The sequence below is a fragment of the Mitsuokella apri genome (assembly GCF_051886055.1).
In the GTDB taxonomy this organism is placed as follows: Bacteria; Bacillota; Negativicutes; order Selenomonadales; family Selenomonadaceae; genus Mitsuokella.
The window spans coordinates 32,116-55,214 of the sequence record NZ_JBJEXT010000007.1 but is presented as its reverse complement, the minus strand read 5'-3'; the positions used below and the strand labels follow the sequence as shown (position 1 = coordinate 55,214).

Below are 23,099 nucleotides of genomic sequence, written 5' to 3'. Positions count from 1 at the left end.
AATTGTAGTGAAAGTGAAAAAATTAACTTTATTTGACGAAAAAAGGTATTATAAATGTGCTCTCACTTCACATATCCCTTGCTCCCAATAATAATAATCCGTGAGAACGTGCTTTTTTTAACTTATCTATCTATACAACATTCCGTCGGATCATCTGATTTCTATAATAGCACGTTCCTTATAGAATGCAAGCTATTTTGCGTATTTTTTCACAAAGTTATTATTTCCTTTTATTTCGGCGGTATTTTCTATTTTGTTTTTACTTCTTATTTCTTGTGTATGTCTATTTCATATAGCAGCTATAAAATAAAAAACCTGCCCCAGAGGGCAGGCTGGCAAATCAGTACCGCTTTCGTTTCACCGAGGAATCATAGCCGAGCTGTTCACGGTATTTCATGACTGTACGGCGGGAAAGGATGATATTCTGCTCCTTCAGGAGTCCGCAGATTTTCTGGTCCGAAAGGGGTTTGCGCGGATTTTCTGCAAGAATCAGTTTGGCAATGGCCGCTTTTGCCTGAGCAGCAGCAACCTCCTCTCCACTCTCCGACTTGACACTGCGTGACGTAAAGAAACTTCGCAACGCAGCAATGCCATTTGGCAGTTCCGCATATTTATTGGCCACGGCACGGCTGACCGTCGATTCGTGCACGCCAATCGCATCTGCCACTTCTTTCATCGTCATCGGCTGCAGATAAGCCGGTCCTTTGGCCAGAAACTCCGGCTGCCGGCGCACGATTTCCTCAACGACATGACGGATGGTCGTGCGCCGCTGTTCAATACTGCTGATCAGCCAGGATGCAGCATGCAGACGACTTGTAATGTATTTTTTCGTTTTTTTATCAAAAGCATCTGCCTGACGGTACAGCGCTGAAATATGAAGCTGCGGTACATCGCCGTCCTCGAGTTCCACACGATAGCCGCCTTCCACGCGGCGCACAATGACATCCGGTGTAATATAGGCTGGTTCATCACTGCCGTAAGCAGCACCAGGCTTCGGATTGAAGCGTTTGACGATATCGACGGCCATCTGCACGTCGGCAGGACTTGCCTGCTCCGCAGCAGCAATTTCTTTAATATGGTGCAAAGCCACATCATCGAGGTGGCGGTCAATGACCGCGGCGACCAGGCCATTATAAAGGCCCTGACGCTCGGCCTGCAGGCGCAGACATTCCGAGAGATTGCGCGCGCCCACGCCGGCCGGGTCAAAATTTTGGATAACAGCGAGAACACGGGCGGCCTCCGGCATCTCGATCTGTGCAGCGCGGGCAATTTCTGCCAGCGGTACGGTCAAATAACCGCGGCCGTCAAGAGAACCGACGAGAAAGACGGCAGCCGCCTTTTCCCGTTCATCCTGAAATGTAAAATTAACCTGTTCCAGAAGTTCTTCTTCCAATGTCATATGCAGCGGGGCTGCTGCCTCGACGTGTTTTTCACTATCTTCAGCAAAATAGGCAGGCTGCTTGCCACCGCCATCGAGATAATCTGCCAGAGCTGCGGCATTGCCAGCCTGCAATACTTCCTGCATTCTCTCACCATGTTCTGCCGCATAAGAAGAGGGCTCGTCCATCTCCAGCACCGGATTCTCCAAATATTCTTTTTCAACCACTGCACGCAGATCCTGTGCTGAAAGCTGCAGAATCTGAATGGCCTGCTGCATCTGCATCGTCATGCTCAGATGCTGGGTCATGGTCATATTAAGTGACTGTTCGATGGCAAACGCCCCCTTTCCCCGATTTCTCTCATATTGATTTTTTTATTATATCACGAATAAGGTGTCATTTATATAAAAATCCACTGCCATCTCCAGGAGACAGCAGTGGCTTCTTTATTCAGTATTATTTTTTTGCTTAGGAAATCACGCCTGCTTCTGCGACATGGCAGCGGCGATAGCAGCACCGAGGCCAGAACCGCCGTTTTCAAGGACCGTATCGACATTGGCAGCAGCCTCACCGAGAAGTTCGGAAAGCGCACGCATGATGTTTTCCTTGGCCAGAGGCATCTTCTCGTAAACGGAACCATCGATGGCAATGTGCTGCTTCTTGACGGCTTCATCACCGGCAAGCTGCCAGATGATGCCGACATACGTAGCCGTTACGAGGCGTGCTGAACGCACGACGATGGCCGAGGCGAGTTCCTGCAGGCGCTGCAGGTCGACTTCTTCAAGTTCATGACCTGTCTTGGCCTTGACAATGCGACCAACTTCTGTAAGGCCAGCCGTTTCATCGAGGATGATGTTCGACATATCGATGCTTGTGAAGCCGTATTTTTTGCCCTTTTCACCGAGGAGCTCCGCAATGGCCATGCCGAAAAGCTCGCCCATGTAACGGCCCGAAACCATTTTCTCAAGACGCTGCTCACCCGGTTTTTCCGAAGCGGCATCAAATTCGGCATCAAAACGATTCGGCGCGAGTTTCATGAAGCCACCCGACTCGAGATTCAGGATCATCGGCTGCTCTGCCTTGCCCTTGAACGGCTCGAAATAGCAGGTATTATGGCCCGTTGCATAAATCGAGCCGATGTACGTGTCGGCCTGCTTGTAAGCAGCGGCGAGGAGAACGGCAACCGTATCGTTGATGACGGCCGTCGGCTCAACATTGTCGATGCCCTGACGATGCAGAGCTTCTTTGAGGAGGTCGTTGACGACCTTGCCCTCAACGCCCTTCGTTGCAAATTCCTTCGTCCAGATAATCAGTTTGGCATTATAAAGATTCGTCTGCTCCGACGGGAAGGAGAACGTATGGCCGAGCAGATACTTCGTCTTATGGTCGCCCTCAATGGCTTCATCGACGAGCTCGGCAATGAAATCGAACTGCTCCTCTGCCGTCGAGCCCTCACCGACGAAATCATAGACGCCCTCGACGCGCAGCGGTTTGGCAACTTTCTTCAGGATTTCAAATTTGCCGTGGCCGTCAAGGCGGATGCGCAGGACGCGCACGTTCGTGCCGCCAAAGTCAAGTGCGAGGTATTCGCCCGTTTCTTCGCCAGTCGGCAGGCCGACGTACGATTTGAGCATGCGCAGCGACGATTCATTCGGGTCCTCAAGACCTTTGCGCAGGTCATAGCGGAAGTCAGCCGCGACTTCATGAAGGCGCGCGCCGTCTACCTTGAACTCCTCGACGATGTCTGCAAACTGATTCTTGTCAAATGCCATGGTTACCTTCCCCTTTATATATAGATAGAATAAATGATTGACTGTTTAATCCTGATTTTCCGCGATTTCCTCGAGATAGGCCCAGCGTTTCATCAAATGGTCGAGTTCCGCTGCCAGGCGTGTTTCCTCACGGCCGAGTTCGGCAAGGCGTGTGTAGTCTGTCGCTGCCTGCTGCATCTCGAGACGAACGACCTTGAGCTCTCCTTCTTTGCTCGCGATGACGCCCTCAATTTCCGCATATTCCTTCTGTTCGCCAAAGCTCAGACGCTTTTTAGTCTGACGCTGCGGACGTTCCGCGGCCTTAGGCTTTTCGCGTTCTTCAACTTTCTTTGAAGCAGGTTCTGCTGCGGCTTTTTCCGCTTCTTCCTCGCGTTCCTTTTCCTTGTAATAGCTGTAGCCGCCCGCGTACATGCGCAGGCTGCCATCCGGCTGATAGACAAAGACTTTATCGGCCAGACGGTCGACGAAGAAACGGTCATGCGAAACGAAGATAATCGCGCCGCGGAAATCGTCGATGAACGATTCGAGCACGGACATCGTCTCGAGATCGAGGTCGTTTGTCGGCTCATCGAGCAAAAGAACATTCGGCTCTTCCATAAGGATGCGAAGCAGGAAAAGTCTGCGCTTCTCACCGCCCGAAAGTCTCGCAATCGGCGTCCACTGCAGCTCTCCCGGAAAAAGGAAACGCTCCATGAGCTCGCTGGCCGAAATACGCGAACCATCTGCTAAAGTAATGGACCTTGCGGCTTCCTGAATGTATTCGATGGCCCGCAGGCGTTCGTCCATTTCTACAGCACGCTGCGTGAAATAGCCGATCTTGACCGTCTGACCGATGGTCACGGTACCATGCGTCGGCTGCAGACGTCCGGCAAAAATGTTCAGGAGTGTGGATTTTCCCGTGCCATTGCGGCCGAGAATGGCCACGCGGTCATTGCGCAGGACGGTGTAGGAAAAATCCTTGATGATCGTGCGGCCGCCGACTTCATAGCCGACATGGTTGAGCTCGATGACCGTACGGCCGAGGCGGCTGCCCGCGAGTCCGATTTCCACGGTGCTGCGGTCGAGGTCAACCTTCTTGTTTTTGACTTCCTCATACCGCTCGATGCGCGCACGCTGCTTCGTCGAACGCGCCTGAGCGCCGCGGCGCAGCCACTTGAGCTCGTTGCGCAGGAAATTCTGGCGTTTCTGTTCGCTGGCTTCCTCACGCTCGATGCGCGCTTCCTTCTGTTCGAGGAAAGACGAGTAATTGCCTGTATAGGTGTAGGCACTGCCTTTATCGAGCTCAAGGATTTTTGTCGCCGTGTTGTCGAGAAAATAGCGGTCATGTGTGACCATCAAAAGGGCGCCTTTCTGCCCTTTGAGGTATTCCTCGAGCCATGCGATGGTCTCACTGTCGAGATGGTTGGTCGGCTCGTCAAGCAGCAGCAGGTCACAGGGCTGAATCAGCGCTGTCGCAAGGGCCAGACGCTTCTGCTGACCGCCGGAAAGCGTGCCGGCCTTGGCTGTATAATCGCCGATGCCGAGCTTCTGCAGGACCGTTTTAGCCGTGCTCTCGACCTGCCAGCCATCGAGTTCATCGATTTTTTCCGCATACTTCATGATGCGCTGCTGGATTTTCGGGTCATCCGGAGTCTTCTGCGACTCAGAGAGGGCCAGTTCATATCCGCGCAGGGCGTCCATAAGCGGCGTCATGCCGCGGAAGACTTCCATGAGCACGGTATTTTCCGGATTGAATACCTTGTCCTGTGCGAGATACTCGATGCGCAGGCCGCGCATCGTGACCATCGTGCCTTCATCGACAGGCACGAGTCCCGCAATCGCCTTGAGAAACGTCGATTTGCCCGTGCCGTTGACCCCGACGATACCGACTTTGTCGCCTGCATCCATACTGAGGTTCACACCGGCAAAAAGCTGCTTTTCGCCATAACTCTTTGTGAAATTTTCGAGTGTAATGATCATCTATTATCTTCCTGTTTCCATCAGATACGTCTTTATTATACCGTTTTCATCCTGAAAAGCCTAGTACAGGAAATGAAACGAAATTCTTATCCTTTCTTGTCTTTATGGGGCACTTACTGCGGCATATCGACAATCTCATCGTGCTCCTTCTGGAGATCTTCGGCACAGTGAATCAGGACGCGCGTGATGCGCACGCCGTCAACTTCCTCAACATAGAAGGTATTGCCGCCCGAGGCTGCCATCTGCCCGACGCGCGGCGTCTGGCCAATCTGGTCGTAGAGCCAGCCGCCAATCGTATCGACGTCTTCATCCTCAATGCGGATTTCCAGAATGTCCTCGAGTTCCTCCAAGAGCATCTTGGCATCGACCGAGAAAATGCGCTTGCCGCGGCGTTCAGCCGTCGGACGCTCCTCGTCGAATTCATCCTGAATATCGCCGACAATTTCCTCAACAATATCCTCAATTGTCACCATGCCGGCCGTGCCGCCGTATTCATCGACGACAATGGCCATCTGCGAACGCTGCTTCTGCATGGTCTTAAGAAGAACGCTGACGTCCATGCTCTCCGGCACAATCAGGGCCTTGCGCGCGAGGCGGCGCAGATTCGGCTTGCGTCCTTCCGCCATGACGCGCATGAGGTCTTTGACGTGCAGGAAACCGACGATGTGGTCTTTATCCTCGCGGCAGATTGGGTAACGCGTGAGCTGCTCCTCGAGGATAACATTGAGATTTTCCTCCATGCTGTCCTCAAGATAGAGGCAAATCATATCTGTACGCGGCGTCATGATTTCGCGGACATTGAGGTCGGTGAAATCAAAGACGTTGTCGACAAAATCGACTTCCGTATCATCAATGAGGCCCTGACGGTGGCTTTCCTCCATGAGCAGGCGGATTTCCTCTTCGGTATGAGCATCATCGCCCTCCGAGGCCGTATGAAAGCCCAGACGATGTGCCACCCAGTTGGCCACATGATTGAGCAGCCAGACAAAGGGGTACATCACGCGCTGGAAAATCAGCATGGGCAGTGCAACATTCAGCATGATTTTCTCGACATTCTGGATGGCCATCGTCTTTGGCGTGAGTTCGCCGAGCACGATATGCATGCCCGTGATGATGGAAAAGGCCAAAGCAAGGGAAATCGTATGGCCGATGACATCATCGAGCCCGAGCATATGCGTGACGGGCAGGATGAGCGTGGCCACGGCAGGTTCACCGACCCAGCCTAAACCAAGGGAGGCCAGCGTGATGCCGAGCTGCGTCACGGAAAGCGACGCATCGAGATGGTCCGTGAGCTTCTTGGCATACTTTGCCTGACGGCTGCCTTCCTGAATCAGCGTCTCAAGGCGCGACGGACGTATCTTGACACACGAAAACTCCGCCGCGACAAAGAAACCATTCATCGCGATGAGAAAGAGAACGAGTAATAACTGAAATAATATGGGCACAATGTCCACGTTTAAAGAACCTCCTAGTTCTGATACAAAACCTATCCTGTCCGGTCTATCGAGTCTTGCCTATTGATATCGACAGGAACCTTATTTCTGCTTGAAAAATGATTTTTTAGCAAGTGACTTTGACGACTTTTCCAGCTTGCCGCTGCTTGCCGCCCTGACTGGTCTTTTCTTTCTGCCGGCAGTCTCCCCATGAGTCTTGGGCAGACGCTCGAAGTGGATGCCGAGTTTTTTCTCAAGCTTTTCAAGTTTCAGCGACTCCTTGACGTCAATCAGCGTAATGACAGCACCCTCGCGGCCTGCGCGGGCCGTACGGCCGGCACGATGCTTGTAAACCTGCGCACTCTCGGGAAAGTCGAGATTGATAACGTAATCGACATCGGGAATATCGAGTCCGCGGGCTGCAAGGTCCGTCGAAAGCAGCAGATTGGCGCGGCCGCCCTTGATGGCAGCCATGGCCGACTGTCGCGACTGTTTGGCGTCTTTGCCGAGCAGGGATTCGGCGCGGATGCCCTCATAGCGGAGTTTAGAGAGTGTCTGTTCTGCCGCAAATGTCTTATTGATAAAGACAAGGCCCCGTTTGATGGGCAGGGAACGCGTGAGTCTCCGCACGCGCTCGATTTTTTCGCGGAACGGCACCATGACAAAGTAATGGCGGCAGGCCGCAATTTCCTCCGCCGACTGCTCAATTTCGATGAGTTCCGGCTGACCGAGGAACGAGGCCCGCTCTCTGGCTTTTTTCGGGTCCGTTGCCGAAAACATCAGGGCCTGACGGTCCTCCGGCAGGAGTTTCACGACATCGGCCGTCGTCATGTCGTTCTGGTCGTCGAGCAGTCGGTCAAATTCGTCGAGGACGAGCATCCTGACGCCGTGCAGCTTAAGCTTGCCCTTGCGGTTAAGTTCGATGATGCGTCCGGCAGAACCGACGATGAGCTGCGGCTTTTCCTTAAGCTTGTCCATCTGACGCGCGATATTGGCGCCGCCGATGAGGCCCTGCACACGGATGCCGAGATTTGCCTGCGCACTGAGTTCGCGCGCCTCGCTGGCAATCTGCATGGCGAGTTCATACGTCGGTGCAAGCACGACAGCCTGCACTTCGCGGCGCTCCGGCTCGATTTTCATCAGCAAGGGCAAAAGATACGCAAGGGTCTTGCCTGTGCCCGTCGGCGCCACGCCGAGAATGTCCGTACCCGCAAGAATTTTAGGGATGGTCTGCAGCTGGATGGGCGTTGGAGCCGTGATATTTCTTTTGGCCAGAGCCTCGCAGAGTGTCTCGCTGACACCTAAATCACGAAATGTTGTCATGTTTTCTCCTTATATTATCCTATCTATTTTCTATTTTTATTTCCTGCTTTATTTCAAAAGCGGCCTGCCGTGGTCGTCGTCAAAGGTGGCCGTGCAGCGCGGATAATTCGAGCATCCCCAGAAGACACCGTTGCGGCCATGCAGACTGCGCAGATGGCCCTCGCGGCAGCGCGGGCAGAGATAGGTCTTATCCTGCTCCTTTTGTCCGTCCGGCTCCTGCATATGCTCCATGGGGCTGGCCGAGTACTTCGGCTTGTCCGCCCAATTTTGCCATGCAGACTGCTGCTGGGATTCGTAGCTTTTGCGGTCTTCTTCCATTCTGGCCGCATAATCTGCGGGTGAAAACAGGGAATTCAGTGCTTCAATATCGGCCGCTGTCTCCTGATACCGGCCGGATGCCGCATAATCTGCTGACAGATAAGACGTTCCCGCCGCGTTCATTGCTGCAGGAAGCTGCCGCGAAGCTGAACGCTGCTGCTGCGCCAGCGCTGAGGCCGAGACGGCCGCGGGCGCCATATCGCGCGGCGTGTGCGCAAGGCGTGCTTTCGCGTCCTCAAGGTCAGGTTTGCCATTTTTATCGTTACAGGTCATGCGGCATTTCGGGTAATTCGAGCAGCCCCAGAAGACACCGTTGCGCCCCTTGCGCTGAATGAGCACGCCCTGATGGCAGCGCGGGCAGACATTTTCGCCCTTGACTTCCATATGAATATCCTCGGCCTTTTGGCAGAGTTTGCGTGTAAAGTCAATCTGCCCCTGCAGAAATTCCGCAAGGGTTCCTTCGCCTTCTGACATCGAGTGGAGTTTGTCCTCCCAAATGGCCGTGGCGTCCGGATACGTCAAATCATCGGGCAGGGCGTCGACAAGCAGATAGGCTACCGGCGTCGGCACGAGGTATTTCTTTTTGCCATGTGCCTTCAGAAATTTGCGGCGGATGAGGTCATCGATGATGGTCGCACGCGTGGCTTCAGTGCCGATGCCGTAGACATCCTTGAGCTGCTTCTTCGCTTCCGGATTCTTGACGTATTTATGAATTTCCTTCATACCGGCCAGCAGCGTCGAGGCTGTAAAACGAACCGGCGGCTTCGTCATTTTTTCAAGCAGACGGCCGCGCTGCCAGTTGACGATGTCCTTTTTCTTCATGGCTGGCAGCGTTTTTGTGCTCTCATCCTCGTCTTTGCCTTCTTTGCCTTCCTCTTCGGACTCATCGGCAGACGCGGATTTTTTCTTCATGGACTGATACATGACCTTCCAGCCAAGGTCCCGCTCCGTGCGGCCGCTGGCCGTGAAGAGTTCATCCTTATACTGGACCTCGATTTTCGTCTGGTCATACGTGTGGACCGGATAGAACTGGGCCAGATAGCCGCGGGCAATCAAATGATAGAGATTGCGTTCCTCCGCCGTCATTTTTGTGACATCGGCCTGTACCGTCGTCGGGATGATGGCATGATGCGCCGAAATCTTCTTATCGTTCCACGCGCGGCTCTTCTGCTGCGGATTGGCCACCGGCACCCACGAAGAGACGAGTTCGTCGCCGGTTTTTGCAAGATGCGACAAAATCGTCTTAGCATCGCCAAACTGATTTGTCGGCAGATATTCGCAGTCCGAACGCGGATACGTCGTGAGCTTTTTTTCGTAGAGCTTCTGCGCCGTATCGAGCACAAGCTGCGGCGCATAGCCAAAGCGCTTGCCTGCGAGAACCTGCAGCGTGGAAAGTGAAAACGGCAGGGGCTGCGGCTCCTGCTTCTTTGTCTTCTGATACGAAGAAATCACGGCCTCGTGCGGCTCATCCTTGAAAAAAGCCAATTTCTCATCGGCGATGTTCTTATCAATCAGACGGTTCTCGCTGTCGAGCCCCGCCATCGTGTCCTTCGGCTTCCACTGCGCCTCGAATGAACCGTTTTCATGGCGGAACATTCCCTTGATGAGATAATACGTCACGGGCTTAAAATGCTCAATCTCACGCTCGCGGCGCACGACGAGCGAAAGCGTTGGCGTCTTGACGCGGCCAATCGGCAGTACAAGGCCCTCATGACCGGCGCGGCGCGCAGCGAGAGTATAGGCACGCGAAAGATTCATGCCGATGAGCCAGTCCGCCCGTGCCCTCGCGAGGGCCGACTGTTTTAAATTGAAGAAATCGCGGTTGTCACGCAGGCTCGCATTGGCCTTTTTGATGCTTTTTTCATCCAAGGCGTTCAGGAGAATGCGTTTCACCGGTTTCTTGTTGCCCAGATAGTCGAGCACCTCGTCGACGAGCAGCTGTCCCTCGCGGTCCGGGTCGCCGCCGTGTACAATCTCATCGGCCTTGTCAATCAAAGATTTGACGATGGCAAACTGCCTCTCACAGTCCTTATCGACAAAGAGCTTCCACTGCTGGGGGATGATGGGCAGATCCTCTGCGCGCCAGCGCTTGTACTTCTCGTCGTACTCCTCCGGTTCGGCCTGACGCAGGATATGACCAAACAGCCACGTCACGATGCCGTCTTTCGTCACGAGATAGCCATCACGGCGCGCGATGGGTCCCCGCAGACATTTCGCGAGTTCACGCCCCACGCTTGGTTTCTCGGCAATATATAAACGCAACGGTCAAGCAGCCTCCTTTCTCATATTTCCATTATAGATAACACGCTTCCCAATTATTACAATTCATTTTTTACGATAGCAGCTTGTAAATTCCCCAGATTAACACACCGGCCCATAAAAGGACAAACAGGCTCAAAAAGGCCGCGGCCAATTTCCCATGCCTCAGGATATAATCGGCCTGCCCCTCACAATCATAACGGACCTGCGGCGGCAGAAAATGCATGAGCGCCGCGATAACGGTCGGCACAATGACGGCATCATCGAGAAGCCCTGCCACCGGAATGGCATCGGGAATCAGGTCAATCGGGCTTAAAAGATAGAGAATCGCGAAAAGCATCATGCCCTTGACCTTGCGCGGCGTCTGCCGGCTCTTGAGCGAGAGCAGCATGACAAGGATATCGTGCCGGAAAAGTCTCAGCACGCCAAATATTCTTCCCATATTTATTTTACTCCTAAAAAAGAATAAACCTTCTATTATTATATACGGTATACGATTTATTTTACCACACAATGGACCAGGCTGCCTGTAAGGCATCTGAATTTACTAGAAATCTTTCCCCGATACAGTGATTTTATTATACAATTATAACATAGGAATTGACAGCAGTATTCCTGTTTGTTATAATAAATTAACAATTTTATAGATAATAATTCTCTTTGGTTCTTTTATCGTTTCACAGGAGGACAATTTTATGAGCAAAAAGACTTTCCCGCTCACGAAGGATGAACTTGAAGAAGTCATCAAAAAGTATCCGACCCCTTTTCACATCTACGACGAACACGCCATCCGTGAGAACATCCGCAATCTGCAGAAAGCATTCGCCTGGGCACCGCGTTTCCGCGAGCAGTTTGCCGTCAAGGCCCTGCCAAACCCGCGCATCGTTCAGATTCTGCATGAAGAAGGTGCCGGCACGGACTGCAGCAGCCTCGCCGAACTCATCATCTCTGATGTCTCGGGGGTCAAGGGAGAGGAGATTCTCCTGACCTCCAACGACACGCCGGCTGATGAATTCCAGAAGGCCATCGAGCTCGGCGCCATCATCAACCTCGATGATATCAGCCATATCGAATACCTCGAGAAAAATGCCGGCCTGCCAAAAGTCATCTGCTTCCGCTACAATCCGGGCGACCTTATGGAAGGCAACGACATCATCGGCAAACCGACCGAGGCCAAATACGGCCTGACGCGCGACCAGCTCTTCGAAGCCTACAAAATCGTCAAGGAAAAAGGCGTCAAACGCTTTGGCCTGCACACGATGGTCGCTTCGAACGAGCGCCGCACGGAAGCATTCCTCTTCACGGCCAAGCTCATGTTCACGCTGGCCCGCGAGCTCAAGGAAAAACTCGATATCCATGTCGAATTCGTCAACCTCGGCGGCGGCTTCGGCATCCCATACCGTCCGGAGGAAGAACCTCTGAATCTGCAGGAAATCGGCGAAGGCATCCACAAGCTCTACGATGAGCTCATGGTACCCTATGGCCTCGGCGACGTCGCCATCCTGACCGAGAGCGGCCGCGCCATGACGGGCCCTGCCGGCTGGCTCGTCTCCACAGCCATCCACGAGAAAAAGACGTACAAGGATTACATCGGCCTTGATTCCTGCATGGCCAACCTCATGCGTCCGGCCATGTACGGTGCTTACCATCACATCACGATTGCCGGCAAGGAAAACGAGCCGTGCGACCACGTCTACGACGTTACGGGCTCGCTCTGCGAGAACAACGATAAATTTGCCATCGACCGCAAGCTGCCGAAAATCAACATTGGCGACTGCGTCATCATTCACGATACAGGCGCGCACGGCAGTGCCATGGGCTTCAATTACAACGGCAAACTCTGGTGCGCCGAACTCCTGCTGCGTGAAGACGGCAGTATCGAGCTCATCCGCCGTGCTGAGACTCTTGATGATTATTTCGCCACGCTCAAATATCCGGGCAGCATCATGTAAGTTCTTACCTGTAAATACGAAATACATACAAAAAAATCTGGTCTGCAAATGCGGACCAGATTTTTTATTGCGGATTTTTAAATCAGGCAAGCACGCGTGCAAGGCGTACGAGTTCCGGATTCAGGGTCTTCGTGTTGTTGACCGACTCGAAGAGGTTGACGGCTACGACCTTGCCTTCGTTGAAGCCGAAGACGACGTCGGATGCACCCGAGATGATCGCGAGAGCTGCCTTTTCGCCGAGCATCGAAGCCTTCATGCGGTCTTCGACCGTCGGCGAACCGCCGCGCTGGATGTGGCCGAGAACCGATACACGCGTATCGATGCCCGTCTTTTCCTCAACGGCCTTGCCGATCTCGATGGCCGAGCCGGCACCTTCAGCAACGACGATGATACTGTAGCGTTTGCCGGCATCATACATCTCTTTAATTTCTTCGCACATCGTGTCGATGTTGAATTTAACTTCTGGTACGAGAATGAACTCAGCACCGCCGGCAATGCCGGACATCATGGCGAGCCAGCCCGAGTTGCGGCCCATGACCTCGACGAGCATGATGCGGCGGTGAGCCGATGCCGTGTCGCGCAGTTTGTTGATGGCATCGACAATCGTGTTGGCAGCCGTATCGCAGCCAATCGTGTAATCCATGCCCCAGACATCGTTATCAATCGTGCCCGGCAGACCGACAATCGGCATGCCCGTTTCCTTCGAGAGCAGCGAACCGCCCGTCAGGCTGCCGTCACCGCCGATGATGACAAGGCCTTCAATCCCACGCTTTACGAGGTTGTCATAGCCCTTGCGGCGGCCTTCCGGCGTCTTGAACTCAGGGCAGCGGGCCGTGCCGAGGAACGTACCGCCGCGCTGAATGAGGTCGCTGACACTGCGGCTCGTGAGCTCCACGATGTCGTCATCGAGCATGCCCTGGTAGCCGTTGTTGATACCATAGACTTTTACACCCTCATAAAGTGCCGTGCGGACAACGGCGCGTGCCGCGGCATTCATGCCCGGGCTGTCGCCGCCAGATGTCATTACAGCAATCGCTTTTTTGATCATGGGAACATCTCTCCTATTCCATACTTATCCCATTATGCCAGGTCTTTGGCATAACCAAATAGCTTGCTTACTATATCTTTCTTTATTTTACGGAATTCCCCCACAAATGTAAAGGGTTTCATACAAAACAACGCCCCTTCCCAAGGGAAAAGGCGTTGCAAATTACGGATTTTGTTCCTTAATCAGACGGATTGGACTTATTTGACATTCATGATGCCAAGTGCATAGCAGACAATGCCGAGTGCGAACAGACCAAAGATGATCCAGATCGGATTGACCTTGCGTTTCATCAGGGCCATGCAGGCAAATGTCATTAAGAGTGGAATAAGGCCAGGCATCAACTGGTCGAGGATGGACTGAACCGTCGTCGTGACGACTTCACCCTTCGCATTCGTGATCTGCGAGACAACGACCGGGATATTGACGCTTGTCCATTTGTTAACGAGAGCACCCATGACGAACAGGCCGAGGATGGAAGCACCTTCCGTGAGTTTCTGCAGGCGGTTGCCGGCAACATCCTGAACGATATCCGTACCTTTGGAATAGCCGTATTTAATGCCGTACCAGCGTACCCAGAGGCGGACAAAGTTGAAGAGCACGAAGAAGATAATTGGGCCGAGGATGCTGCCGGAAATCGCAAACGAAGCACCGAGAGCTGCCGTGATTGGACGCAGCGTGCCCCAGAAAATCGGGTCGCCGACGCCTGCAAGAGGGCCCATCATGCCGACTTTGATACCGTTGATAACACCGTCCGGGATATCGGCACCGTTGGCTTTCTTTTCTTCCAAGGCTGCCGTGATGCCGATGATCGGTGCCGTGACGAATGGCTGTGTGTTGTAAAATTCAAGGTGGCGTTTCATGGCCTTTTTGAGGTCCTCACCCGTGTAAAGACGTTTGAGGATTGGCACCATGCCAAAGGCGAAGCCGAGAGCCTGCATACGTTCCATGTTCCACGAGCCCTGCAGGAAATTCGAGCGAATGAACGCCCAGAAAAAATCACTTTTTGTCAGTTTCTTCTCCATCGTATTTTCCCCCATTCGTCAATCAAGTTCATCGTCGAGGTCATCATCTGCATCCGAAGAGGATGAAGACGAAGCTGCCGGAGCTGCGGCCAGCTGCGCGTATTTCGGGTTGAGCTGGATGTAAACAATTGCGCAGACAAGGCCGATAACGCCAAGTGCAACGAGATTGAACGTCGTAAAGGCCGCAATGACAAAACCGAGGAAGAAGAACGGCATGAGGTATTTCGCACCCATCATGTTGATGACCATCGCATAACCTACGACGACGATGAAGCCGCCGGCTACCTGCAGGCCGCCCGTGATAACTGGCGGAATAGCAGCGAGCATGGCTTCAACAGCACCCGTGCCAATGTACATGGCAACGAGCGTCGACGGGATGGCTACGCGCAGAGCCTGAATGAGCAGAGCGCCGAGATGGCAGGCATCGATGCCGCGCAGCTCGCCTTTTTCGGCGAAGCCGTCAGCCCAGTGCTGGAACACGACGGTGAGCGTACGGCAGAGGATGGTGAGCACCTGACCGGCAGCGGCAAGCGGCATGGCAATGGCGATGCCGGCACCGATGGTCTGATGACCGGCGATGACCAGAATCGTCGAAATGACGGAGGCCAGTGCAGCGTCCGGCGCCATGGCGGCACCGATGTTCATCCAGCCGAGTGCAATCATTTCAAGTGTACCGCCGATGATAATGCCAGTTGTCATGTCACCGAGAATGAGACCTGTGATCGTGCAGGCAATGAGCGGTCGATGAGTCTGCAGCTCATCGAGTACGGAGCCCATGCCGGCAACAGCAGATACGATGAAAATCGCGAGAATCTGTAAACTGCTAATTTCCATGATTTACCCCTCCATATTTTGTTACATAAATATTTAAGCGATGTGCTAATAGCCTTTCTTTATCTAATCTTTATCCATGTCGGTCCATGCCGGAAAAGCCCCCTATCTTGTTTTTCCGGCATGTCATGACCGCTGCATGTTTATTTCAGCACATCCATCAGGTTCTGTTTCTTATCGGTATCAACCTTGCGGATTTCGAGCTCAATTCCCATATCATTGAGTTTCTTGAAGGCCGCAATATCCTCATCATCGACCGAGACAGCACTCGTGATCTGATGCTTGCCTTCATGGAAGCTCATGCCGCCGATATTGACGCTCTTGATGGGTACGCCGTGCTCCACAAGATACAACACGCTCGACGGATTTGTAAAGAGCAGCAGGCAGCGGTCGTTCTCATACTTCGGGTTGTTGTAAACGCGAACGGCCTTCGCGAGGTCAACGACATGGCTCTTGATGCCGGCCGGTGCGACCTGTTTCAAAAGCGTCGAACGAATCTTATCCTTGGCAACTTCATCATCGCAGACAATGATGCGCTGGCAGTTCGTGGCTTTCGACCATACCGTTGCGACCTGACCGTGAATCAGGCGGTCATCAATTCTTGCTAATACGATTTTCATTAGAGATCCTCCTCCTCTTCATCATCGGCAATCTGGCTGGCATGGAAAAACTGCATACCGCTCTTGCCGGCTTCTGCTGCTTTCTGCATGAGCTCCTGAATGCTGAGGCCTTCGTCCATCATCTGCGCACTGCACATCTCGATGAGCATGGGCAGATTGACGCCCGTTACGATGCCATACGCTTCGTTGCCAATGACGAGCCGGCAGGCTGCGTTATACGGGCTGCCGCCAAAAAGATCGTTGAGGAACAGTACACCGCCTGAGCAATCCAGCTCCTTGATGGCTTCCTCATACTTCTTGACAACATCATCCGGTCCCTCGCCTGGCACCAGGGTAACGGCGCGGACATTCTTCTGTTCCCCGCAGATCATCTCACAGGATTTCACCAGTTCTTTTGCAAAAAGTCCATGCGTACCAACTATAATAGCAAACATTTAACATAACCTCCCCTTATAATAACTCCTTACGATTTTCCCGACCTAATATAATGCAAGATGCGTGCCAACTTTGTGTATCAAAGACTTTATCATCTTTCAGGCCTATGTTTCGTAACTTTTTCCTTTCAGTAGCGTTAAATCAATACTATATCGTTCAAATTAGATACTCTACCTGCCGTGTTTTATCGTGTTTTGATACTGTACTATAAAAAATTGCGCAAAAATAATACACTGCTGTCTATAAAACCAGCAGTGTACTTAGTGTATCGATTTGTTAAATCATCTCAGCCATAAAATAAATTTCATCATCTGCCAAATGCAGCTGCAGTGAGGCCTCAAAAACCGCGGCGGCCTGATGCAGGACTTTGATTTTTTCAGCGGTCAGACTGCCAGCCGTCTTATCATAATGCAGAGGCTTATGCATGACGGCACGTTCCAGAGCACAGCCGCAGTGTACGAGCAGGCGGATGCGCAGGGGATTTGTCAGGGGCTTAGGCAGATTCTCCATCAGCCTATGATCAAATTCCAGCAGCAGCGGCATGACTTTGTCGGGATTCAGATACGTCAGGAACTTGCGCAGAGACTCTTCACAGAGCTTGCGCACGACGGGAGCCCCTTGGCTGTGCTCCGGCAGATTGGCGATGCCGCCGACAATTTCCATCAGCGTATTTTCGCCATTCCCATCGATGAGCGCCTCCAAAGGGATAAACGGGATTTCCATTTGCGGCTTTTTGACGCCGACTGCTGCAACAATGTGATGCTCCTCGGCAATTTCCCGCAGATGCTCCTCGAGTTTGACAAGCCCCACGGGAATCACCGTGAGCGGATGGCCGGACTGACCGAGAATATCCTCCACCAGAGCCTTAAGCTTCAGTGCTGTGCCCTGCCCCGTTGAGCAAATAGTAACGATGACGCCATCATCATTTTCTGCCATATCTTCCTCTTTGGTAATGTCGCTTGTCTCATAGCCATGGAAGCTCAAAAGGGCATCATAGAGCCCTTCAAGGTCCATCCCCGCCAGCTCCGCCTTGCGCATAGCTTCAAGAATCAACGGCGTTGAGACCATATCAATAGTTCTTACCGGCACCTCAAGGCGTTCCGCGAGAATCGGACCGAGATTGCACAGAGAGCCCATATCCGCAAGAATCAGGACGCCTTTAAGGCAGCGCATGGCCCGCAGCATCACAAACATTTTGTCAAGGACTTCCTGCGGTTTGACTTCAAGCGGCATATCCACAGCGAGTACGCTGACGTCCGTCGTACCGAACAGACGCTGTGCGACCTCGACCATCGATGTGGCCGTACTCTGTCCATGCGTAGCCACCACGATGACGACGCGGTCTTCCATATCATCGTCCTCAGCCGACTCCAAGAGCAGCGCAATGTACTCAATCTCCACGCGCGGCACTTCCAAATGATAATGCTTGCTGATGAAGCCGCCAATTTCCATTGCGACTTCAAGACACAGAGAATCCTGCGGCACAGCACCTTCAATTTCCGTATAAGAGATGGTATCCTTTGACTTGACGCGCTTGAGAAAAGCCGAAAGGTGCAGGCTGAAGGCATAGAGAAAGCGGTCGTGATAACTGCGGTTCATGCGTTTCTGCACATAAAGTGCCACCTGTTCCGAAAAATCAATCAGGGATTCATCGACAATCTTCAAAAGACGTTCCCGCGTCGTCATGTTGACGGAATTCTTCTTATTATATAGGGTGCGCACGTAGACATTGACATCGGTCGCCACAATCTGCTTGATGAGGTCGCTGCTGATGCCCTCGCCCTTCAGCAGTTCGACTTTTTCTTCAACAACCTGATAGAGATTGAAGGGTTCCACATCATTTTCTTCATTTTCAAGGTGAAAGTCGGGTCCCGGCGGCACGATGATGCACGAGTCACTGCCGAGTTCCTTCGTGACTTCGGTCAGGGCCTGGCGATTGGCCGACAAAGTCAAAAGGCCATTTCGGATCTGCTGCGGCAGCATCTTGAAGTCGACTTCCATATAGTCGGGGCTGTCAATGCCATTTAAGAAAGCCTGTGCACAGAGCAGCTTGATATTGGACTTGAGCTGACCGACATTGCCATTGCCGATGCTGCCGACGAGGGCCTTGATGGATTCCACCCCGACGCGTATCGGCTTCTTGACGCGCTGTGCCTCGTCCTGAAACATCAGCTTGATGATATCGAGCTTCTCAGCCAGCGTGCGTTCGACAAGCGGCGGGATTTTCATGATGTTCGGGATGCGGCGCACAAACGTCTTCGTAAGAGCCGAGTCCGGGTCTTCCGTCGTCGCGCCGATAATAAGGACTTTCGCCCTGCGGTCGCGCCGCGTTTCGCCGAGGCGGTTGAACGTGCCTGTATCCATGAAGTAGAAAATCATTTCCTGCCCTTCCGGCGGCAGACGGTGAATTTCGTCAAGAAAGAGTACGCCGCCGTCCGCTTCTTCAACAAGACCCGCTTTCGACTGCTCGGCTCCCGTAAACGCCCCTTTGACATAGCCAAAGACATGTGAAATCAGGAGCTGCGGATTGTTGTAATAATCCGCACAGTTGAACGTCACAAACGGCGCATCCTCGGCAAAACGGTGCATGGCCTTGCCGTATTCAAACATCATATGGGCAAACAGGGTCTTGCCGACGCCGGTCTGGCCGACAATCAGCGTGTGCAGGCCGTCGGGCGGGTAAAGAATGGCCGCTTTGGCCTGCTCAACCTGACGTTTGAGACTGCGGTCCGCGCCAATCAGCCGCGCAAATGGATTTTCAGGAACTTTGGGCTCCTGTTCCTGCACAATTGACTCGACATCCTCAAATTGACAGGGGCCGTGTCCAAGCCCGACCTGCAGTACTTTTTCGAGAGTCTCCCTGTCAAAATAACGGACCGGACGCCCTGCAAACTTCACGATTTTCCCCTGACGGTGCAGTTCATTGAGCTCCTTCGAGACATTATTGCGCAGAATGCCGAGCTCTTCGGCAATCTCCTGTGCATCAAAGCCAACGCGTCCTTTTATCTCATTCTCCGGCAATGCCGCAGATTTTTCCTGAATATACGCATAGATACGTTCCCCTCGTTTCATCTGCTATTTCCCCTTCACATCGCTGCATCATTTCCATATCACATATGTTCCTTTCCATTATAACAGATATCGAAAATTTCACATCCGCCAATTCTGCAAAATCACAATATGACAAATGTCATATTACCATTGCGTCATATTGTGACGCATATCAGCTGATTTTATCCTTGTTTTATCGTATTATAAGAACTGTCAGATAGATAAACAGCCCGCCACGTCAGGGGCTGTAACGAGTGAAAGAGAGGTACTATCATGGAAATTGCATTCTGCCGTATCGATGACCGCCTGATTCACGGCCAGGTCGCCACCGTTTGGACAAAGGTAACGGGCTGCAACCGCATCATGTGCTGCAACGACGATGTTGCACAGGACACGCTGCGCAAAAAACTCTTGCTGCAGGTCGCTCCTCCGGGCATCAAGGCTTATGTTGTGCCAGTCGAGAAAGCTGTCGCAGCCTACAAAAACCCGAAATACGCTCCGTTTAAGACGCTCTTCCTGTTCACGAATCCGCGCGATGTCGTGCGCGCTGTCAAAGGCGGCATTCCGTTTAAATCCGTCAACCTTGGCGGCATGACGTATAAAGACGGCGATACGCTGATTTCGCAGGCTGTCGCGGTCAACAAAGAAGACGCCGCTGCCATCAAGGAACTCGTCGACATGGGCATCGAAGTCGAGATCCGCAAGCTCGCGAACGAGCCGAAAAAAGACGCCATCGAAGCACTCAAAGCAAAAAATCTGCTCTAATGGGGGAAACAGGGCGGCAGTGATACCAGATAATAGATAACAGAGACAAAAAGCTGCCGCTCCCAAATATAAGGGGGAACAAAGAAAATGACTACGATTCAGTTCATTCTTCTCATCCTCGTCGCGGCCGTAGCCGGCATGGGCTCGGTCCTCGACGAATGCCAATTCCATCGTCCGCTTGTCGCCTGCACGCTCGTCGGCCTTGTGCTCGGTGACATCACAACCGGTATTATCCTCGGCGGTACACTTGAAATGCTCGCACTCGGCTGGATGAACGTCGGCGCTGCCATGGCACCTGACGCCGCACTTGCGTCCGTTATCTCCGCCATCCTCGTCATCGTCGGCCACCAGAGCATCGGTGCCGGCATCGCCATTGCCGTGCCGCTCGCTGCTGCCGGCCAGGTCCTGACTATTTTCGTTCGTACGATCACCGTCTTCTTCCAGCACCTCGCCGATAAATTTGCCCTCGATGCCAACGGATTCGGCATCGAGATGTGCCATATCGGCGGCCTCTTACTGCAGGCTATCCGCGTAGCAGTTCCGGCTGCCCTCGTCGCTGCCATTGCCGGCACGGACACGGTCAACGCCCTGCTCGCTTCGATTCCTGAGGTCATCACGCGCGGCCTGCAGGTTTCCGGCGGTTTCATCGTCGTCGTAGGTTATGCAATGGTCATCAACATGATGAATGCAAAATCCCTCATGCCGTTCTTCTTCCTCGGCTTCCTCATCGCCGTATTCACGAATGTCAACCTCATCGGCTTTGGCGCCATCGGCCTCATCGCTGCTTATTTCCACATCAAGGGTCTGCAGCGTGACATCGCCATCGAGCAGGCAGCCCAGACGGGCGGTCCGGCAGCTGGCGGCGACGGCCTCGATGATATCGACGATTCGGATCTCATGTAAGGAGGGGCAGCATCATGGAAAAATCACTCAGCAAAAAAGATCTCGTCAACATCTTTATCCGTTCAAACTTCCTGCTCGGCTCCTTCAACTTCGAGCGCATGCAGGCCATCGGCTTCTGCGTCTCGCTGCTGCCGGCCCTGAGAAAAGTCTACAAAGGCGATAAACCGGCCATGGCCGCCGCCATGAAGCGTCACCTCGAGTTCTTCAACACGCAGCCGTTCCTCGCTTCCCCAATCATGGGCATCACGGCTGCCATGGAAGAAAAGAAAGCCAACGGTGCTGACATTAGCGACCAGACGATTTCCGGCGTGAAAGTCGGCCTTATGGGCCCGCTTGCCGGTGTTGGCGACCCGATTTTCTGGGGCACGCTGCGTCCGGTTCTCGCCGCTCTCGGTGCCGGCATCGCACTGACGGGCAGCATCATGGGCCCGCTGATTTTCTTCCTCGTCTTCAATGCCATCCGTCTTGCGACGAACTGGTATGGCGTCATGTACGGCTACAGCAAAGGTACGGAACTCGTCGATGAGATGGGCGGCAATAAGATGCGCTTCCTCACGGAAGGTTCTTCCGTCCTCGGACTTCTCGTCATGGGTGCTCTCGTAGCCAAGTGGACGACCGTCAATATGCCGCTCGTGCTCTCGAGCTACACGAACAGCGCCGGTGAGCAGGTCACGACGACCGTACAGACCATTCTCGACAGCCTGATGCCTGGCATCGTCCCGCTTCTCATGACATTCGCCTGCATGTGGCTGCTGAAGAAAAATGTCAATCCGCTCATCATCATCCTCGGCCTCTTTGCTCTCGGCATTGTCGGCTATGCGATTGGCCTCTTCGCTTAAAAAATAGTATCTCTCCATATTTTATATAAGCCCTCAGCAGATCCCTATCCCTGCTGAGGGCTGTTGCTTTCTCATAAAACATTGACTTTTAGCCTTTGCTTCTATTACTATGGAAACAAATATTCAAATACTATGGAAGCAAAGCAATGCTTCAACAGACAATCCCTATCGAGAGGAAGTGAACCAGCCTGTGCAAAGTCCCCACCATCCGCATATCATGACACGGGCCCGCGAGAAACAATGTATCGCCATCCTGCTTGCCGTCATCATCGTCGCCATCACGTTAGGAGGGCTGTACTCCCAGAATCACGACTTCAGTCTCAGACAGGACGAACACCGCCGAAAATTCGGCGCCGTCTACATGACGCTGAACAATCCGTTCTACGAAATTATAGATGAGGAAATCCGCACGGTCGTAGAGGACCACGGCGATGTCCTGCTCTCAAGAGACCCTGCCCTTTCTGTCGAGAAGCAGACCGAAGAAGTCAAAGACCTCATCGCTGACGGCGTTTCCGTTATTTTTCTGAATCCGGTGGATTTTGAACGCATGGGGCCGGCCCTTGAAGCCGCGCGGGCAGCGCATGTCCCCGTCATCACGATTGATACCAATGTACAGGACAGTGAGTACGTCGCCTCGACCATCGAAACGGATAATTACGCCGCCGGCGTCGCCTGTGCCGAGCATCTCCTCGCCACGGCCCCGAGTGCTAAAATTCTGCTGCTCAAGCACAGCACGGCCCATTCCGCCGTGGACCGCATCGACGGCTTCAAAGAGGCCATAGCCGGCCACGAGGGCTTCACCATTCTCGATGAAGAAGAATGTGACGGACAGCTTGAGCTCGCCATGCCCGCTACCGAAAAAATGCTGCAGCGCCATCCGGAGGCCGATACCATCATGGCCCTCAACGACCCCTCCGCCCTCGGCGCCATGGCAGCCCTCGAATCTCTGGGCAGGCTGCAGAGTTTCCGCGTTTACGGAGTCGATGGCGTGCCCGAAACAAAAGAGCTGATTCTTGCCGGCCGCATGACGGCCACGGCAGGACAGTCGCCGCGCCGCATCGGCCATATCGCAGCCGAGCAGGCTTACGAACTCCTGCAGGGAAAAAGCATTGACCAGCTCATCCAGCTGCCCACGCATCTCTGGACGCACGATAATCTGACCTCTGCACAAACAAAGGAGTGGGATTAAG

18 protein-coding genes are annotated in these 23,099 nt (G+C 53.2%); 5 read left to right on the top strand and 13 right to left on the bottom strand.

The window, feature by feature from the left end; translation table 11 throughout:
- Nucleotides 1–340 precede the first annotated feature (340 nt).
- From rpoN to ACI4OH_RS00830, 7 genes are all read right to left on the bottom strand, one after another.
- Entirely contained in the window at nucleotides 341–1,693 is a 1,353-nt protein-coding gene (rpoN, locus tag ACI4OH_RS00860; RefSeq protein ID WP_432646887.1) for an RNA polymerase factor sigma-54, read from the bottom strand.
- Between the two features lie 162 nt (nucleotides 1,694–1,855).
- Nucleotides 1,856–3,151 (bottom strand): hexokinase family protein, encoded by a 1,296-nt coding sequence (locus ACI4OH_RS00855; RefSeq protein ID WP_432646888.1) that lies wholly within the window; start codon nucleotides 3,149–3,151, stop codon nucleotides 1,856–1,858.
- 45 nt (nucleotides 3,152–3,196) lie between these two features.
- Entirely contained in the window at nucleotides 3,197–5,110 is a 1,914-nt protein-coding gene (locus ACI4OH_RS00850) for an ABC-F family ATP-binding cassette domain-containing protein (protein ID WP_439783952.1), read from the bottom strand.
- 113 nt (nucleotides 5,111–5,223) lie between these two features.
- A complete protein-coding gene (locus ACI4OH_RS00845) occupies nucleotides 5,224–6,564 on the bottom strand; it encodes a hemolysin family protein (RefSeq protein WP_435721431.1) in 1,341 nt (446 codons plus the stop codon).
- Nucleotides 6,565–6,645: 81 nt separating this feature from the next.
- Nucleotides 6,646–7,866 (bottom strand): DEAD/DEAH box helicase, encoded by a 1,221-nt coding sequence (locus ACI4OH_RS00840; protein WP_439783951.1) that lies wholly within the window; start codon nucleotides 7,864–7,866, stop codon nucleotides 6,646–6,648.
- 48 nt (nucleotides 7,867–7,914) lie between these two features.
- Entirely contained in the window at nucleotides 7,915–10,446 is a 2,532-nt protein-coding gene (locus tag ACI4OH_RS00835) for a DNA topoisomerase 3 (protein WP_439783950.1), read from the bottom strand.
- A 70-nt stretch (nucleotides 10,447–10,516) separates the two neighbouring features.
- Nucleotides 10,517–10,885 (bottom strand): YkvA family protein, encoded by a 369-nt coding sequence (locus tag ACI4OH_RS00830; protein WP_435721434.1) that lies wholly within the window; start codon nucleotides 10,883–10,885, stop codon nucleotides 10,517–10,519.
- A 253-nt stretch (nucleotides 10,886–11,138) separates the two neighbouring features.
- Here ACI4OH_RS00830 and ACI4OH_RS00825 point away from each other — a divergent pair, with 253 nt between their 5' ends.
- Complete coding sequence (locus ACI4OH_RS00825) at nucleotides 11,139–12,395, top strand: diaminopimelate decarboxylase family protein (RefSeq protein WP_439783949.1); 1,257 nt, start codon at nucleotides 11,139–11,141, stop codon at nucleotides 12,393–12,395.
- 82 nt (nucleotides 12,396–12,477) lie between these two features.
- Here the strand turns inward: ACI4OH_RS00825 and pfkA are convergent, their stop codons facing one another.
- The 6 genes from pfkA to ACI4OH_RS00795 all read right to left on the bottom strand — a co-directional run bounded on the left by pfkA (nucleotide 12,478) and on the right by ACI4OH_RS00795 (nucleotide 19,423).
- Nucleotides 12,478–13,443 carry a 6-phosphofructokinase gene (pfkA, locus tag ACI4OH_RS00820; protein ID WP_432646895.1) on the bottom strand — a complete coding sequence of 322 codons (966 nt, stop codon included), beginning with the start codon at nucleotides 13,441–13,443 and terminating at the stop codon, nucleotides 12,478–12,480.
- A gap of 197 nt (nucleotides 13,444–13,640) precedes the next feature.
- A complete protein-coding gene (manZ, locus tag ACI4OH_RS00815; RefSeq protein ID WP_439783948.1) occupies nucleotides 13,641–14,465 on the bottom strand; it encodes a PTS mannose transporter subunit IID in 825 nt (274 codons plus the stop codon).
- A gap of 18 nt (nucleotides 14,466–14,483) precedes the next feature.
- Nucleotides 14,484–15,299: a PTS mannose/fructose/sorbose transporter subunit IIC gene (locus tag ACI4OH_RS00810; RefSeq protein WP_439783947.1), complete on the bottom strand. Its 816-nt coding sequence runs from the start codon at nucleotides 15,297–15,299 to the stop codon at nucleotides 14,484–14,486.
- 140 nt (nucleotides 15,300–15,439) lie between these two features.
- Nucleotides 15,440–15,916 carry a mannose/fructose/sorbose PTS transporter subunit IIB gene (locus ACI4OH_RS00805; RefSeq protein ID WP_432646898.1) on the bottom strand — a complete coding sequence of 159 codons (477 nt, stop codon included), beginning with the start codon at nucleotides 15,914–15,916 and terminating at the stop codon, nucleotides 15,440–15,442.
- Nucleotides 15,916–16,350, bottom strand: coding sequence for a PTS sugar transporter subunit IIA (locus ACI4OH_RS00800; RefSeq protein ID WP_432646899.1), 435 nt, complete (start codon nucleotides 16,348–16,350; stop codon nucleotides 15,916–15,918). The genes ACI4OH_RS00805 and ACI4OH_RS00800 overlap by 1 nt, the downstream gene beginning before the upstream one ends.
- A gap of 277 nt (nucleotides 16,351–16,627) precedes the next feature.
- Nucleotides 16,628–19,423, bottom strand: coding sequence for a sigma-54-dependent transcriptional regulator (locus tag ACI4OH_RS00795; RefSeq protein ID WP_435721436.1), 2,796 nt, complete (start codon nucleotides 19,421–19,423; stop codon nucleotides 16,628–16,630).
- Between the two features lie 252 nt (nucleotides 19,424–19,675).
- On the opposite strand from ACI4OH_RS00795, the gene ACI4OH_RS00790 reads away from it, so the two are divergent.
- The 4 genes from ACI4OH_RS00790 to ACI4OH_RS00775 all read left to right on the top strand — a co-directional run bounded on the left by ACI4OH_RS00790 (nucleotide 19,676) and on the right by ACI4OH_RS00775 (nucleotide 23,098).
- Entirely contained in the window at nucleotides 19,676–20,167 is a 492-nt protein-coding gene (locus ACI4OH_RS00790) for a PTS sugar transporter subunit IIB (protein ID WP_432646901.1), read from the top strand.
- Nucleotides 20,168–20,254: 87 nt separating this feature from the next.
- The gene (locus ACI4OH_RS00785; RefSeq protein WP_432646902.1) at nucleotides 20,255–21,070 is read left to right on the top strand and encodes a PTS mannose/fructose/sorbose transporter subunit IIC; all 816 of its coding nucleotides are present in this window, start codon (nucleotides 20,255–20,257) and stop codon (nucleotides 21,068–21,070) included.
- A gap of 14 nt (nucleotides 21,071–21,084) precedes the next feature.
- Nucleotides 21,085–21,909, top strand: a complete 825-nt coding sequence (manZ, locus tag ACI4OH_RS00780; protein ID WP_439783946.1) for a PTS mannose transporter subunit IID — start codon at nucleotides 21,085–21,087, stop codon at nucleotides 21,907–21,909.
- Nucleotides 21,910–22,099: 190 nt separating this feature from the next.
- Entirely contained in the window at nucleotides 22,100–23,098 is a 999-nt protein-coding gene (locus tag ACI4OH_RS00775) for a sugar ABC transporter substrate-binding protein (protein ID WP_439783945.1), read from the top strand.
- Nucleotide 23,099: the final 1 nt, after the last annotated feature.